The following is a 14,324-nucleotide window of genomic DNA, read 5'->3' as shown; positions in this document are numbered from 1 at the left end:
ACAGCGCAAGACAATCTGGCGGCTGATACGCATTTCGCACTCTCTATACAGGCTCGATAGCCAGTCTGCAAAGTCCGCAGTATCGCGGATCTCCAGGCCGCCTGCCTTCGCCCACTCCCACCATATCCAATCCGAGACATACCAGGTTGGTCGGCCCGGCAACCGGTTTCGAGGCCGGTGTCCTTAACCATGCTGAAACGTATGATTGTGCTCGGGTCTGAACTCCATTAATCAGACCATTCTGGTATCCAGATCACATACCAGCAAATCATTCCGTGCTAATGCCCATTCTCGCAAAGGCATACTATTCAGCATTCAGGTTTCTCTATTCAAATAGGCCAAAGACATGGACACGACCCCCCAACCAACGCCTGTGACCCATCCGTTTCAATTTAACGGCCGGGCGGGCGAGTATTTCGGCATCTGGATCGTCAATCTGCTGCTCACGATTGTCACTCTCGGCATTTACAGCGCCTGGGCCAAAGTTCGGCATCAACGCTACTTTTACGGAAACACGGTTCTTGATGGCCACAATTTCGAGTATCACGCCAGACCGATCAACATTCTGATCGGCCGTATCATCGTCATCATCGCGCTCGTGATCTACCAAGCGCTTGCGTTCATATCCCCCGCCCTAGCCGGTATTCTGATCCTGATCTATCTCGGCTTCGTTCCCTGGTTGTTCAACCGATCCATCAGATTCAATGCACGCGTTACAAGTTACCGGAACCTGCGCTTCAATTTCGAACCGTCTTACTGGAAAGCCTTTCTTGTTTTCCTCGTCATGCCGATGGTCGCAGTGTTGACAGCCGGCGTCCTGGCACCCGTGGCCTCACGCATGCACAACGCCTATATCGGCAATCGCCTGCGTTATGGAAACTCCTCGTTCAAGACTGATCCAAACCTCGGCGACCTTTATGCCAACTGGGGTATGACCATCCTTGTCATGTTCCTCGGTTTCATTGTCATCGGGATCATTTCCGTTGCGGTGGCACTGCTCTCTGGTATCGATTTTTCCGGCATCGGAACGGCCTTTGAAAGTGATGACGCTGTTCCCACCGGTTTCGCCTTCAGCTTCCTTTTGTTCGGCGTGTTGATCTATACAGCACCGGTCCTTGCCTTCATCTTTTATGCTGCCGGTGTCCGCAATATCGCCTTCAACAGCACAACACTGAACGAAAACCGGCACCGGCTTCGCTCAAGCCTCAGCCGCCGGCGTTACCTCTGGATCCTACTGTCCAACCTTGTCGTCATCCTGTTCACACTGGGTCTGATGCGCCCCTGGGCCGCAGTGCGCACCTGGCGCTATTTTGCGGACCAGACGCAATTGCAATCACTGGAGCCGCTGGACACTTTTGTCGGTGACAACATCCAGGAAGGTTCAGCTGCAGCTGCCGAGTTCACCGCCATGGAAGGCATCGAATTCGGGCTTTAGAGCGAAAGGAGCAATTGCCGCACTGGCACCGAACCCAAAACCTGCTTTCATGTGAATGCGCATGAAAGCAGGTTGTTCCCGGAGTACGGACGCATAAAAATATGCTTTCGGGCCGTCCAGGACAGGATTGCAACGTAGAAGACAATCCTGTGTCGGACGATCCGAAGGACGCCAATCTGGTCTTGAACTGCAGTGTCAACGTCCTTGAGCCATACATAAGCATGACCCTGCAGGTTCTCCTCGGATGTCCGCGCCTGATTGATGCCTGATAGAATTGATTTATGAGCCCGTACCCAAACCAGACCGGCAACCAAACAAACATGCAGACAGTAAACGGCAAGTTTTTCGAAAGCGGCGAGGCCAAAAGCCTCCCGGCAAAGATTAAAAAAACCGGGGAGCTGATCCTTGTCGATATCGATGGACAGCCCAGCACGAGAATGCTTGAACTTGACCGTATCAGCGACAAGCTTCATGGACTTTCAAGGAAGGTCTATTTCGCTGGTGGAGCCGTTTTCGAAACCGACGACGACGCCGGTATTGACGAGCTTTTCGGGCACAAGGGCGGTTTCGTCGACCAGTTGAACCGTTTCGAAGGCTCACTGAAATGGGCCGCAGCCGCCTTCGTCCTGTGTCTTATCGTCGTCTTCAGTGCCTATCGTTGGGGTTTGCCGTTGGCCGCCCTGGCAGCGGCACATGTCACTCCGACTGTTTATTCCGATATCCTCGACTACGGCACTCTGCAGACCCTCGACAGGTCCGTCTTTTCTGCGTCCGAATTGCCGGACGAAGAAAGGCAAAAATATCAGACTGTCTTCGAGGAATTGCTGAAGACCGCGGACCTTGAACCGGACAGAATGAAACTGGAGTTTCGCAAAGGTGGCGTATTCGGCGCCAATGCATTTGCCCTGCCAGGTGGGACGATCGTCGTTACAGATGAGCTTATCAAATTCAGCGAGACACTCGATGAAGTGGCCGGTGTGCTTGCTCACGAAATAGGACATGTCACCGAAAAGCATTCTCTTCAACAGATTTATCGAATTGCCGGTTTTTACCTGCTGGTCGGCGCTGTTACAGGCGATGACGGTCAGCTCTTGGATGAATTGGTCGCTCAGGCAGGCATTCTGCAATCCAGAGCCTATTCACGTGAGTTCGAACACGATGCGGACCGGGTGAGCGTCGACCTGATGCTGAAATCAGGCAGAGATCCTCTCGCGGTCACGCGCCTCCTGGACAAAGTCCTCGCCGATTGCGGAGAATCCTGCGAGAGAACCGATATTCTTTCCACTCATCCCGGGATGGTTGACCGGAAAGCCGCCATCAAGACTCTGATTGAGAATCAGGCTCAAAACTGATCTGCACTGAAAATCAGCATGCAATAGCTTAAATTGGCGATTTCCCTATCAAATTCGCTTGACCTTACCTGGAATACTTCTAGTTAAAAGTGGCGCAACAGCCATAATATCGATATTATCAGGTATGAATATTCAAACCCACATTGATACGGCACAAGAGCCTTCTGCGACGCAACGCGCCTATTTGTCCATCAGGCGAATGATCCTGGTAGGAGAACTGCCTCCTGGCCAGAAGCTGAAGATCGAGAATCTTCGCAAGATCCTCGACATGGGTGGATCTCCCATTCGCGAAGCGCTGACCTTGCTGGTTTCGGACCTGCTGGTGGAACGCCTTGATCAGCGCGGTTTCCGGACCGCCGAAATCAGCCCGCACAACTTCAGCGAAATTCTGAAATTGCGTTGCCAACTTGAGGAGATGGCGATGCGTGAAAGCCTGGCTGTGGCAGATCAGGCTTGGGAAGACCGGCTCGTGATCAGCCACCACCGGATGATACGCGAACCGCGCGCCAACGTGGAGCGGTTTGAGGAGCTTCATAAGGCTTTTCACATGAACCTCATCAGCGCATGCAACTCGCCGGTGCTGCTCAAGTTCTGCAACCAGCTTTACGATCTCAACATTCGCTACCGGTATCTAGCTGGCAAAGCGCTGAACTATTCCAAGAGGGATATCGGCAAGGAGCATCAGGATATCATGAACGCGGCAGTCGATCGCGATGCGGACGAAGCCTGCGCCCTGCTTCTGGATCACTACAAGCGAACAGGCGCATTCCTGGAGAGGCACTTTACTCTCGAAGCAGCCGAATAAGCGCAAGAGGCAAAGCGGTGATATTGCCGTATGTTTCTTCAGCTTGGTCGCCCGGAGGCTCGACGCTGAAATGCTCGCCTCCTGCCGGCAGGCCTCATTGACCCGCGCTCACTGCACAGGGTCCTGTTTGAGCCTGATGCCGCCTTTTGAAAGCCCTATTCCCGAACAAGCACCAGATCGAAGTCTGCCACAAGATACGGTCCGTCCACTTTTCCGGACAGCTCGAAGCCTTCCGCCGGAAAGGTTCCGGCAGCTTCTTCGACATAGGTCATGACGAGGTCAGCACGTACGCCAAAAACCGTGTCCTGGTCCAGGTATGGATCGTCGTCGGGGAAGATCTCCGTAACGAGCGGCCGGAAACCTGGCGCTTTGACAATATAGTGGAGATGCGAGGGTCTCCACGGGTGCCGCCCGCTTGCCGTTAATATGTCGCCCACCGGACCGTCACTTGGAACCGTGTAGCTTACCGGTTTGACGGTGGTAAAAGCGTATCGTCCGTCCTTGCCGGTCGTTTGAATGCCGTGAAAGGAATAAGTATCCTGATCAGGGTCCTGACTGGAGTAAAGCCCATTTGGCGCCGTTTGCCAGATGTCGAGTTCAGCACCCTCGATCGGTTGACCCTTGTCATCCCGAATGGTTCCCTTGGCAAGCAGAACCTGCTCGTTGAAGTCTTGCCTGAGATCTCCTCCAATTGCCAGCGGCGGTGAACCGGTAATGTGGAACGGTCCGAGCACGCTTGAAGACGTGCCTTGCGGGTTTGAATGAAGCATATCGACCAGAGACGATAGTCCGAGAACATCTGATAGGAGCACAAATTCATGGCGCTCCTTGTCCGAGATATCGCCTGCCCATTCAAGAAACTCGATCCCTTTCTGCCATTCTGCGTGGGTCAGGTTGGTATCTTTTGCAAAGGCATGCAGATGTGTGACGAGGCTCTTCAGAATTTCCTTCAATCTCGGATCCGTGTCGGGCCCGAAATAGCTCATGAAGACGTCAGTAATGTTGTCCTTGGTCACGTGACGCATGACAGAGCTCCTAGTTCAGTATGGCCAGGCTCAGAGAAGGCCAGCGGATCAGAATAATGAGGACGATCAGCATCACCACTGCAAAGGGAAACGCTCCGATAAAGACATCCTTGAGGGAGATCCGCGGATCGTTGAGCGTTGCCTTGATGACAAAGCAGGATATGCCAAGAGGCGGTGTCAGCAGACCGATCTCGGCGCCAACGACGGTGACAATGCCGAACCAGATCAGAGACAGTCCCATGGGTTCGACGAGAGGCAAAAACAGCGGCACGACAATCAGGATGATTGAGGCTGTGTCCAACAAAGTGCCGAGGAAGATCATCAGCGCCACGTAGATGACCATAACCCAGAAAAAGCTCATCTGGGTTTCGGTCAAAAGGTCGCCAAGTTCATTCGGCAGTCCAGCAAGGCCCAGCATGCGGCTGTAGATCGAAGCGGCGGTAATCAGAAACAGGATGGAAGCCGTGATATGGCCCGTTTCAAGAAGCGTGCTCCAAAGCGATTGCAACGACAGACGGCGCCGGATGGCGGCGATAACCAGGCCCAGAAGCGCACCGGCGGCACCGGCTTCAACAGGCGTGAACCAACCCGTGTAGATGCCCCCCAGAACCACGGAAATCAGAAACAGCGTCGGCAGGGTCTTTTCCGCAATTTCCCAGGGCGACATCCATTCGGTTTCCTCCGCCGGCCGTCCCCCCACATAAGCGGGTGCAAATCGGCCCATCAGAAAGATGGCGATCACATAGGCAGCTGCCAGCAGAAGTCCCGGCACCACGCCTGCCAGAAACATGTCGCCGACACTTTGTTCGGCAACAAAGGAATAGATGATCAGCATGGCCGAAGGCGGAATGATCATGCCCAAAACCGAAGACCCGGCCACCACGCCGACGGCAAAGCGCGGGTTATAGTCATAGGCCAGCATTTGCGGCACAGAGACCTTTGAAAACACCGATGCCGAGGCGATCGAGGATCCGGTCACGGCAGCAAAGACCGCATTGGCGCCGACTGTTGCCATGCCAATGCCACCCTTGACCTTCTTGAAGCCCGAATTCATCACCGCATAAATGTCGGCTCCAAGCCCGGCCTTGGAGACAATCAGACCCATGAAGGTAAACAGGGGAACGGTGGCGAACGTGTATTCCATCACACTGTCGCCAATCGCGATCTTGAGCAGATTGACGGCAAGATCGAAATTGTCCCGCATCAAGACGATCGAGACAAAGGACACCAGCCCAAGCGCGATCGGAATGTAAACACCGAGATAGACCAGTACGACAATCGCGATGACGGACAGTATGCCGATTTCAAAAGGGCTCACGCGTTATCCTCTGGCTGTTTGGTGTAACGGACAGGGTCGGTGGACCGCTCACCGGTCAGGGCCTTGAGAGCAAACAAGATCAGGCACAGAGCTGCACTCAGGAATATGGCAAGTTTCAGCGGCCACCAGGGAGCTGTGAAGATCCCCGGAACGCCGAAATAGTCCTGAGTCTCGTACATTTCCAGAAATTCTGGCCAGATTGCATAGGCAACCAGCGTCATGAACACAGCTGAGGCAAAGTTGATGATCCGCCTGATCGATTCAGCAAGTTTCGGCCTGGTTGCCTGAAGGATTGTCAGAAAGCCGTCCGACCGGGTGAGCCGGTTCATTCTCACAACGTCAGGCAGTTGCAGGAAGACAATCAGCACCATGGAGAACTGAACGACTTCGACAGCGCCGCGAAACGGTGCATTGAACAAACCGCGTGCGACGACGTCGTAATTCACCACCATGATAAGGGCGAGCACGATGAGGGTGCCAACTGCGTTGGCACCCATGGCCACCCAGTTGGCAAGCTTGGAGAAGGCGCGAACGCCAGAAAGAATTGGACGTAACATTCTGGCGCTCCACTTTGCGCAGTCTGCGCTTTACTGGGAAAGCTCTGCGGACCAGTCGCGGACGGGTGAGTACCCGGCTTCCTGCAGCTTCGTCATATAAGCTTTCAGCATATCGCTGCCCGGTTCACCTTTGGAATCCAGCTCTGCGGCCCATTCGACGGCAATGTTCGGCATGGCTTCCGCCCAGTTTTTCCGCTCAGCCGCGTCCAAGTCAACGACGGTCCCGCCAGACTCCACAAAGGCCGAACGGCTTGCATCGGCTCTGTCCATGGCAATACCGGCAACATGGTCGCGATATTCAACAGCCACGTCCTGCAGGACATTTTTCACTTCGTCCGGCAAGCCATCCCAATAGTCCTTGTTGACCGTGATCGTCTTGGAATTCACAGCACCAAGGTCGGCTTTCAGCATGTATGGAGCCACTTCCGCGATCTTGAATGTTTTCGCAGCTTCCGGCCAAAGCATCGCATTGTCGACCAGTCCGGTCTGCAGCATGTTGTAAAAGTCGGTCAGACCGCCACGTACACCTGCAGCACCTTCGATGCCTTCAAGATAGCGCAGGTTCATGCCGGCTCCTGCAACCTTGCTGCCTTCGATATCCTTCAGCGAGTTGACCGGTTCCTTGGAGAACAGCTGATAGGTATCAAGCACTACGCCGGTTGCCAGATAAACCTGGTTTTGTGCCTCGAATTCCTTCTGCATCGTCGGGAATTCCTTGGCAATCTCATCCACCGCTTTGGCAACCGCCCGGGAATCGGGAGCAATGAACGGTGTTACGGCCGCAAGCGCCTGACTTGGCAACTTGGAGGAATGGAAAATCGTCGTGACGATACCGATGTCGCCCAGCCCGAGTTTCACACCTTCCAGCACGCCCTTCGGTTTGACAATGGAACCGCCATAGCTCTCCTGCCAATCCATCTTGTAGTTGCCGGTTTCAGCAAGACGTTTATCGACTTCCGGAATAAAGAAGTTTGTGAACTCCTTCACCCAAAGCGCTCTAGCCGGATATCCGTCAATGACCACAGCCTTGATCGTTTCCGTCGCAAAGGACGGAACTGCTGTTGCACTCAGGAAAGCCAGCGCCAAGGCGCTCCGTCTTGTCAGTTTTCCAATCATGGCATTCTCCTCCCAAAGAAAGCGAGACCGTCAGGCTTTTTGCCAGATCGTCTCAAGTTTGGTCCCTGACTGTTCGAACAGTTTGGACAAGGGACAGTATTTTGCGACTTCATCGCCGACCAGCCGAAGATCGTCTTCTGAAAGACTTCCATCGGCGCTCACAACCTGACGCAATGCAACGAAGGGAACGTCAATCTCTTCCTCCAGCGTGACGCCCCTGCGGTCGAATTCGCAGGTAATTTCTATTTCCAGGTGACCGATATCGACGCCGAGTTTCGCAGCGCATTTATGCCCGATGACATTGGTGCACCCAGCCAGTGCTCCTAGGGCTGCCTCGGTCGGCGCAGGTCCAAGATTGGTCCCGCCACGTGCTACCGGCTCATCAATCGAATAGCTGACATCACGAATGCCGATATCGGTCCGCGAATGAGACAGGCCATTTGCCTGTACCCGGAGTTTGACGACTGTTTTTTCCCTCAAGGCCACAGACTTAACCTCACAGAAACTTACAGGCCGTGTCGAACGGCAGCCTTGGCAATTTCTGAAACAGAGCCGTTTCGTCTGCATAACCGAGATTGCAAAGGAAATTGGATTTCAGAGATGTGCCCGAGAAGAATTCTTCATCGACTATCGCATTGGAAAACCCGGACATGGCGCCAACGTCCAGTCCAACTGCACGCGCCGCAATCATAAAATAAGCGCCCTGCAGGGTTCCATTGCGAAAGGCAGTCACCTCGGAATGCTCCGGCTTGTCCATGAAATGTGGCCGCCGGTCCTCATGAGGAAAAAGATAAGGCAGCTCTTTCCAGAAATCGACGTCATGCGCAATGATCACGGAAACCGGCGCAGACATCATCTTGTCGATGTTCTTGTCCTTCAGCGACTTGGCCAGACGCTGCTTGGCTTCGGCCGTTTCGACAAAGAAGAAACGCGCCGGGCATGAGTTCATGCTGGTCGGGCCCGCAGCTGTGATGTCGTAAATGATTTCCAGCAATTCTCGCGGAACAGGCTTGTCCTGCCAGGCATAATGCGAACGGGCTGTGCGCAGGATCAGATCGATGCTGTCATTGTCAAGCGTCTCGATCCGGTCACGCAGCTCTCTTATCGTTGCTTGCGCTTCCGCCCTCAGTTTAGCGAGCGCTTCGCCTGAAGGAGCCTTGGACGCCATCATGTTCATTCAGCCGCCTCCGTCGTCACTTGGTCCTCTTCCGCGACAATCGGATTTGCGCAAACACCGATACCTTCGATCTCGACCTCAACGGTTTCACCCGGGCGTAGCCAGCGTGGCGGCTTCTTGGCATGCCCAACACCCGGAGGTGTTCCCATGGCCAGGAGATCTCCTGGTTCGAGAGTTGAGAATTCCGAGACAGTTGCAATCGTGCGCGCAACGCTCCAGAGCATGTCCGACGTGGATGCGCTCTGCAGTATTTCAGAACCGACACGAGACTCAATCTTGAGCCCTTCAGCGCCTTCCGGCAGCTCATCAGGTGTCACGATGACCGGACCGATCGGCCCTGTTGCGTCGAAATTCTTGCCCGGTGTCCACTGGTGGGTCTTGCGTTGGTATTCCCGCACCGATCCATCATTGAAAATCGTATAGCCAAACACATAATCGAGGGCGTCTTTTTCGCTGATATGCTTGCCGCCCTTGCCGATGATCACCATCAGCTCCGCCTCATAGTCGAGCTGTTCGGAGCACGACGGGCGGACCATAGGCGCACCGGCTGGGATCATGGATGTGTTGCACCGCATGAAGAGCGCCGGATAGACCGGCACGTCGTAGCCGCCTTCCTTGATGTGGTCGACATAATTAAGACCAAGGCAGATAATCTTGCCGGGGCGGGTGACCGGAAGTCCAGGCGTCAAGGAAGTGACCGGCTCAGCGTCCACCTTGTTCTTTTGCCCTGCAAGGCTGTCCAGATCCACCAATCCTTCGATCAGCGGCCTCAGATCCGTGCCAACCCGTCCGTCAATCGCCGTCAGGTTCCAGGCCCAATCCCCATCGACGAGAAAGACACCCTGCCCCGACAAACCTGTCCCTACAATAAACCGCATTATACGCCTCGGTGTTTCTGTAATTTTTGATACTTTGACGACTATCTTAAAGATTGTCAAATAATATCGATTTTTTTAAAGTGCCAGAAAGAAGGAGACCTATCATGCCAAAATGGGCAGACTACAAGCGTATTGCCAAGGATCGCGGAGCGCTCGCACTTGAGCTCTTTGTTGTGAATTCCGTACCAGCTGGACCGGATGTCGACCTGCCGGGCACACTGCCGGACCACCTGGCATATCAGGCCGAGCTCGAACAGGATGGGAAACTGGTTTTTGCCGGACCGGTGTCTGACGCGACAGGTGAAGATATGAATGGCGAAGGCATGATCATTTATCGGGCAGCGTCACTTGAAGATGCAAAAGCGCTTGCCGAGAATGATCCAATGCACAAGCGCGGTGTCAGAACCTTCACCATTCGCCGATGGCTGATCAATGAAGGCAGTTTCACGATTTCCGTTGGTTTGTCCGGCAAGAAGGTCAGCTTCTCCTGACACCCAGGAGGAGGCATTGCCTTTTTGGGGGAGTGTCGGCGCTGCCTCAACGCCCCTATCTTATTAAACAGAGCCGTCAGACGATCGGAGCCGCCCATGACCATTCTTGGCGATTTGCTGTCGACAATCTTTGAGCGCCGGTATTTCAGAGGACCAACTGCGCAATTGGACGGCCGTTCGCTTGAGGACCTCATTGAAGCGCTTGTCGGCGCAACGGGTGATGTCACCGGGCTCACAATTGCCGACCAGATCCTGTTGCGATACCAGGAGCTGACCGATGAGGGGAAGCTGACCTTCTTCCATCATCTTGCCGGAGACATGAACATTGATCCGGACCAGGTGCGCGAAACGCTGGACGCTTATGAAGCCAGCCCAAGCAAACAGACCTATCGGGATTTCATGGCGTCAGTGGAACCTGATCGCCAGGAACTGATCCGCCGCTTGAACCAGATACCCGGGGCAACGCAAATTCTGGTTCAGATGCGTGCGGATCTATTGCGGCTTGGTGGAACGGATCACGAGCTACAGGCACTCGACCAGGATTTTCGTCATTTGTTTTTGTCCTGGTTCAATCGGGGCTTTCTGGTCCTTCGCCCGATCAGCTGGGAAAGTCCTGCACATATTCTTGAAAAGATCATTGCCTATGAGGCCGTGCATGAAATCGGTAGCTGGGAAGATCTGCGACGTCGTCTCGCACCGGTCGATCGCAGATGCTTTGCGTTCTTTCATCCATCCATGCCGGACGAGCCCCTGATATTCGTTGAAGTGGCCCTGACAAGCGACATTCCAGGTTCAGTTCAGGACTTGCTGGCAGAAGGCCGCGAACCGATCACGGCGGAAAAGGCAAGGACAGCTGTTTTCTATTCCATATCCAACTGTCAGGCAGGCCTCGCCGGTATTTCTTTCGGCAATTCCTTAATCAAACAAGTGGCCACGGATCTTGCCGCCGAGCTGCCGGATTTGAAGACCTTTGTGACCCTGTCACCCATTCCTGGCCTCACGCGCTGGCTGACCCATGAGGGAATTTCATACGAGGGAGCTGACGCCAGGCAGCTCAAACTGCTTGCCGCGCATTATCTTATGTCTGCAAAACGGAAGGACGGCCTGCCGCTCGATCCTGTCGCCCGCTTCCACCTTGGCAACGGCGCGCTTGTTCACGCAGTTCATGCCGATGCTGATCTTTCCGAAAAGGGCACATCCCAGTCGGCTGGCGTTATGGTCAATTATCTATATGACCTTGCCAAAGTTCCTCAGAACCACGAAGGCTTTGCCACGCGACAGGAGATCGCAGCGAGTTCGGAAATTCGTTCGTTGGATGGCTCAGCCAGAAAGCAGGACTTGAGCAATCAGGACCAAGTACCGGCTGCCTAACGGCAATCCCTGAAATCCTTCACCTTTCCGTAGCGACGGCACCGCGCGTTGTCGATGTAATATTGCATACAAACTTAAAATCGATATTATTAGAATAATAAATCATAAATCGATGGGAGGTGAACATGACACGGAAACTGGTTGGTGCCGTTTTCTTCGGTGCATGCCTGCTTGTTGCCACAGGCGCTCAGGCAGAAAGCTGCCTGAAAGTAACCCTCACCGGGACACAAGGTGGGCCACCTGTATTCAAGGGGCAGGCAGGCGCTGGAACGCTCGTGCAATTCGGTTCGGTTGAAAACAAATGCAATGACGTTCGGTTGCAGTTCGACACCGGGCGCGGCACCACACAGCGCCTCAGTCAAGCCGGTGTACCCGTAGGCCAGCTCGATGCGGTTTTTCTGACGCACCTGCACTCAGACCACACCGAAGGTCTTGCCGACATGATGCAATTGCGCTGGCATTTCAATTCCGGTGGCCCGAAAGTCGACCTTGTCTGTAGTGAGGAGACGAAATCGCCGCTCGGCTTTTCATTGAGCTGCGCACGCTTTGCCAAACATATCGGCGTTTCTCTGATCCAGTCCGGCGAGATCGCACAACGCCTTGCAGAAAACAAGAAACGCTTGCCCGGCGGACCGGCCGAACTTATTACCGTCAAGGACTTCAAACCGGCAGATGAGGCAAAGGAAGTCTGGTCGAAAGGCGATGTGTCGGTCAGCGCCATTCGCTCGACTCACATTGCCGGACATGCATCCTATCGTGTCGACACGCCAGCCGGCAGTGTGGTCATAGGCGGAGATGCCGGTAACGACATACGCAAGCCCCCCCGCCAGACCTCCACCTCTGATCAGGTTGAAAAGCTTGCAGCAGGTGCGGACATCGTAGTCCATTCGACAATTCATCCTGTGATGGGTCCTGACGGCGGTACAGGTTTTCCACCTCCGATATTCTTCAGGCAAAGCAATGCCACCGATCTTGGCCATCTCGCCAAGCGGGCCGGTGCCAAACACTTGATGCTGACCCATCTGATCCCTCCAGTCGGCGCACCACGTCAGGGCCCCTATAAACTGCCCAACGGCGCGCTGAGCGAGGACGACTACCGCGATGCGGTTTCAAAGAGTGGTTTTGAAGGAGAAACCACCGTTGGTCAGGATCTCGCCTCCGTGATGTTGACGTCCTCCAACTGAACCGATGTCTCAGATCGGCCTCGGACGCACTCGCGCCGAGGCCCATTTCCTTCTCGATCAATCAGCTCCCACCACGGCACGTCGTTCCGGATGAGAACGCGTGCCTTCCAGCTTCAGGGCCTACCGATTGCAATTGCGGCGCTCTGGTCTTGACGCACTGAGCAGCTTCTATAATATAGCCATATGGCTATACATTATCAAAACAACCTCGACCGTGCCTTCCATGCTCTGGGGGATGGAACCCGACGCGAGATGATTTCAATGCTTGCAAGCCGCGGAGCTTTGTCCGCCGGAGAGCTGCGTGCACCATTCAGCGCCGCACAACCAACAATCTCCAAACACTTGAAGGTGCTTGAAAGCGCCGGTCTTGTTCGCCGGGAGGTCAACGGGCGCGTCCACCATTTCCACCTTGTCGCCGATAGCATGAAACAGGCAGAAGACTGGATTTCACGGCATCGAACGTTCTGGGAAGGTGCCCTTCAGAACCTGGAATGTTTCGTTACCGAAGCGCAACCAGAGCTTCAGTCAATGGACCGAAAAGACGAGGTCACAGAATGATGGAACCCCAGATTCCGTTGATCGTCAGCCGGATAATTGCGGCCCCTTGCAGCCGGATTTTTGCAGCATTTGCCGATCCTTCCGCGCTTGCCAGATGGTTCAAACCAAACCGGGACACACCTGTCGAGATTTTGACTTACGAATTTCGCATTGGCGGCACCTATCGCCTGGCCTGGCTATTGCCCGACGGAAGGAGACCCGTAGTCAGGGGCACTTTCGAAGAAATAGAGCGAGACCAGGCAATCAGGATGACCTGGGTTTGGGAAGCTCCCGACCCGCTCGCGGGAGTACCAATGCGCGTCACATTTCACTTCGAACAATCCGGCGGGGCCACCGAAGTCAAAATTGTACATGAAGGCATTCCCAACGACATGGCCTGCACGGTGCACCAGGAGGGCTGGGAAAGCACGTTGGACGTTTTAACCGACGTCTTAATCGAAGGACCTGCGACATGAGAAAACTGGCAATTCTGACCTTTGTAACGATGGACGGCGTGATGCAGTCGCCCAGTTCACCCGATGAAGATCGATCAGGCGGTTTTAAGGCAGGCGGTTGGGCAGCGCCCTTCTGGCAAGACGTCATGGAACAGGTGCAGCGCGAGGCCATGAACGAGACCTATGACATGCTGTTCGGGCGAAAGACCTATCAGCTTTTTGCCGGCCACTGGCCGGAAGCGGAGGACAGCACCCCTGCCCGTATCATGAATGCAGCTAGGAAGTATGTCGCAACAACAACAATGGATGAGTTGACCTGGTCGAATTCTCGAAAACTGAACGGCGATCCGGTGACAGCGATCAGAAGACTGAAGGCATCAACCGGGCCTTTGCTCCAGGTACATGGCAGCTGGCAACTTATCCAGCTGCTGGCCCGGCACGACCTGATAGACGAATTTCGGCTTTGGACATTTCCGGTCGTTGCCGGATCCGGCAAACGTCTTTTCCAGGAAACGGGCTCCTTGAGTGGATTTACGCTCAAGAAACTGGAAGCCACCCAGTCGGGCGTTGTCATGAGTATTTATGAACGCTGAGCAACAAGACCGCCGATTTAAACTTACAAA

At 54.4% G+C, this 14,324-nt stretch carries 16 protein-coding genes; 9 read left to right on the top strand and 7 right to left on the bottom strand.

Annotated features, from left to right (window positions below; all coding sequences use genetic code 11):
• The first annotated feature begins 346 nt into the window (after positions 1-346).
• The 3 genes from Q0835_RS06965 to Q0835_RS06955 all read left to right on the top strand — a co-directional run bounded on the left by Q0835_RS06965 (position 347) and on the right by Q0835_RS06955 (position 3,592).
• The gene (locus tag Q0835_RS06965; protein ID WP_298959697.1) at positions 347-1,435 is read left to right on the top strand and encodes a YjgN family protein; all 1,089 of its coding nucleotides are present in this window, start codon (positions 347-349) and stop codon (positions 1,433-1,435) included.
• Positions 1,436-1,716: 281 nt separating this feature from the next.
• A complete protein-coding gene (locus Q0835_RS06960) occupies positions 1,717-2,787 on the top strand; it encodes a M48 family metallopeptidase (RefSeq protein WP_298959694.1) in 1,071 nt (356 codons plus the stop codon).
• A 124-nt stretch (positions 2,788-2,911) separates the two neighbouring features.
• Positions 2,912-3,592: a GntR family transcriptional regulator gene (locus Q0835_RS06955; RefSeq protein ID WP_298959691.1), complete on the top strand. Its 681-nt coding sequence runs from the start codon at positions 2,912-2,914 to the stop codon at positions 3,590-3,592.
• Positions 3,593-3,747: 155 nt separating this feature from the next.
• Here Q0835_RS06955 and Q0835_RS06950 read toward each other — a convergent pair whose 3' ends face one another.
• Genes Q0835_RS06950 through Q0835_RS06920 form a run of 7 tightly spaced genes read right to left on the bottom strand, consistent with a single transcriptional unit; the run spans position 3,748 to position 9,663 of the window.
• Positions 3,748-4,617, bottom strand: coding sequence for a dioxygenase (locus tag Q0835_RS06950; RefSeq protein WP_298959688.1), 870 nt, complete (start codon positions 4,615-4,617; stop codon positions 3,748-3,750).
• Positions 4,618-4,627: 10 nt separating this feature from the next.
• Complete coding sequence (locus Q0835_RS06945) at positions 4,628-5,935, bottom strand: TRAP transporter large permease (RefSeq protein ID WP_298959685.1); 1,308 nt, start codon at positions 5,933-5,935, stop codon at positions 4,628-4,630.
• On the bottom strand, positions 5,932-6,492 hold the full coding sequence (locus tag Q0835_RS06940; protein WP_298959681.1) for a TRAP transporter small permease: 561 nt from the start codon (positions 6,490-6,492) through the stop codon (positions 5,932-5,934). The genes Q0835_RS06945 and Q0835_RS06940 overlap by 4 nt, the downstream gene beginning before the upstream one ends.
• 30 nt (positions 6,493-6,522) lie before the next feature.
• Positions 6,523-7,608: a C4-dicarboxylate TRAP transporter substrate-binding protein gene (locus tag Q0835_RS06935; RefSeq protein WP_298819266.1), complete on the bottom strand. Its 1,086-nt coding sequence runs from the start codon at positions 7,606-7,608 to the stop codon at positions 6,523-6,525.
• 30 nt (positions 7,609-7,638) lie between these two features.
• On the bottom strand, positions 7,639-8,094 hold the full coding sequence (locus Q0835_RS06930) for an OsmC family protein (RefSeq protein WP_298959678.1): 456 nt from the start codon (positions 8,092-8,094) through the stop codon (positions 7,639-7,641).
• A 10-nt stretch (positions 8,095-8,104) separates the two neighbouring features.
• A complete protein-coding gene (locus Q0835_RS06925) occupies positions 8,105-8,785 on the bottom strand; it encodes a malonic semialdehyde reductase (protein ID WP_298819262.1) in 681 nt (226 codons plus the stop codon).
• Positions 8,782-9,663 carry a fumarylacetoacetate hydrolase family protein gene (locus tag Q0835_RS06920; RefSeq protein WP_298959675.1) on the bottom strand — a complete coding sequence of 294 codons (882 nt, stop codon included), beginning with the start codon at positions 9,661-9,663 and terminating at the stop codon, positions 8,782-8,784. The genes Q0835_RS06925 and Q0835_RS06920 overlap by 4 nt, the downstream gene beginning before the upstream one ends.
• Positions 9,664-9,767: 104 nt before the next feature.
• Between Q0835_RS06920 and Q0835_RS06915 the strand changes: the two genes are divergently transcribed.
• From Q0835_RS06915 to Q0835_RS06890, 6 genes are all read left to right on the top strand, one after another.
• The gene (locus Q0835_RS06915; RefSeq protein WP_298959673.1) at positions 9,768-10,154 is read left to right on the top strand and encodes a YciI family protein; all 387 of its coding nucleotides are present in this window, start codon (positions 9,768-9,770) and stop codon (positions 10,152-10,154) included.
• 96 nt (positions 10,155-10,250) lie between these two features.
• Positions 10,251-11,525, top strand: coding sequence for a malonyl-CoA decarboxylase (locus Q0835_RS06910; RefSeq protein WP_298819256.1), 1,275 nt, complete (start codon positions 10,251-10,253; stop codon positions 11,523-11,525).
• 125 nt (positions 11,526-11,650) lie between these two features.
• Positions 11,651-12,709, top strand: a complete 1,059-nt coding sequence (locus Q0835_RS06905) for an MBL fold metallo-hydrolase (RefSeq protein ID WP_298959671.1) — start codon at positions 11,651-11,653, stop codon at positions 12,707-12,709.
• A gap of 183 nt (positions 12,710-12,892) precedes the next feature.
• Entirely contained in the window at positions 12,893-13,267 is a 375-nt protein-coding gene (locus tag Q0835_RS06900; protein ID WP_298959668.1) for a metalloregulator ArsR/SmtB family transcription factor, read from the top strand.
• The gene (locus tag Q0835_RS06895) at positions 13,264-13,722 is read left to right on the top strand and encodes an SRPBCC domain-containing protein (protein WP_298959667.1); all 459 of its coding nucleotides are present in this window, start codon (positions 13,264-13,266) and stop codon (positions 13,720-13,722) included. Before Q0835_RS06900 ends, Q0835_RS06895 begins: the two co-directional genes overlap by 4 nt.
• Complete coding sequence (locus Q0835_RS06890) at positions 13,719-14,294, top strand: dihydrofolate reductase family protein (protein ID WP_298959664.1); 576 nt, start codon at positions 13,719-13,721, stop codon at positions 14,292-14,294. Before Q0835_RS06895 ends, Q0835_RS06890 begins: the two co-directional genes overlap by 4 nt.
• The last annotated feature ends 30 nt before the right edge of the window (positions 14,295-14,324 follow it).

The organism is uncultured Roseibium sp., from assembly GCF_947499295.1.
Lineage (GTDB): Bacteria > Pseudomonadota > Alphaproteobacteria > Rhizobiales > Stappiaceae > Roseibium.
The sequence above is the reverse complement of the archived record's forward strand: the minus strand, read 5'-3'. Positions and strand labels throughout refer to the sequence as shown.

Bases quoted from the DNA above. Each gene is read 5' to 3' on its own strand.
- Q0835_RS06965 (WP_298959697.1), top strand. From the start codon at position 347: ATGGACACGACCCCCCAACCAACGCCTGTGACCCATCCGTTTCAATTT.
- Q0835_RS06960 (WP_298959694.1), top strand. From the start codon at position 1,717: ATGAGCCCGTACCCAAACCAGACCGGCAACCAAACAAACATGCAGACA.
- Q0835_RS06955 (WP_298959691.1), top strand. From the start codon at position 2,912: ATGAATATTCAAACCCACATTGATACGGCACAAGAGCCTTCTGCGACG.
- Q0835_RS06950 (WP_298959688.1), bottom strand. From the start codon at position 4,617: ATGCGTCACGTGACCAAGGACAACATTACTGACGTCTTCATGAGCTAT.
- Q0835_RS06940 (WP_298959681.1), bottom strand. From the start codon at position 6,492: ATGTTACGTCCAATTCTTTCTGGCGTTCGCGCCTTCTCCAAGCTTGCC.
- Q0835_RS06935 (WP_298819266.1), bottom strand. From the start codon at position 7,608: ATGATTGGAAAACTGACAAGACGGAGCGCCTTGGCGCTGGCTTTCCTG.
- Q0835_RS06925 (WP_298819262.1), bottom strand. From the start codon at position 8,785: ATGAACATGATGGCGTCCAAGGCTCCTTCAGGCGAAGCGCTCGCTAAA.
- Q0835_RS06920 (WP_298959675.1), bottom strand. From the start codon at position 9,663: ATGCGGTTTATTGTAGGGACAGGTTTGTCGGGGCAGGGTGTCTTTCTC.
- Q0835_RS06915 (WP_298959673.1), top strand. From the start codon at position 9,768: ATGCCAAAATGGGCAGACTACAAGCGTATTGCCAAGGATCGCGGAGCG.
- Q0835_RS06910 (WP_298819256.1), top strand. From the start codon at position 10,251: ATGACCATTCTTGGCGATTTGCTGTCGACAATCTTTGAGCGCCGGTAT.
- Q0835_RS06905 (WP_298959671.1), top strand. From the start codon at position 11,651: ATGACACGGAAACTGGTTGGTGCCGTTTTCTTCGGTGCATGCCTGCTT.
- Q0835_RS06900 (WP_298959668.1), top strand. From the start codon at position 12,893: ATGGCTATACATTATCAAAACAACCTCGACCGTGCCTTCCATGCTCTG.
- Q0835_RS06895 (WP_298959667.1), top strand. From the start codon at position 13,264: ATGATGGAACCCCAGATTCCGTTGATCGTCAGCCGGATAATTGCGGCC.
- Q0835_RS06890 (WP_298959664.1), top strand. From the start codon at position 13,719: ATGAGAAAACTGGCAATTCTGACCTTTGTAACGATGGACGGCGTGATG.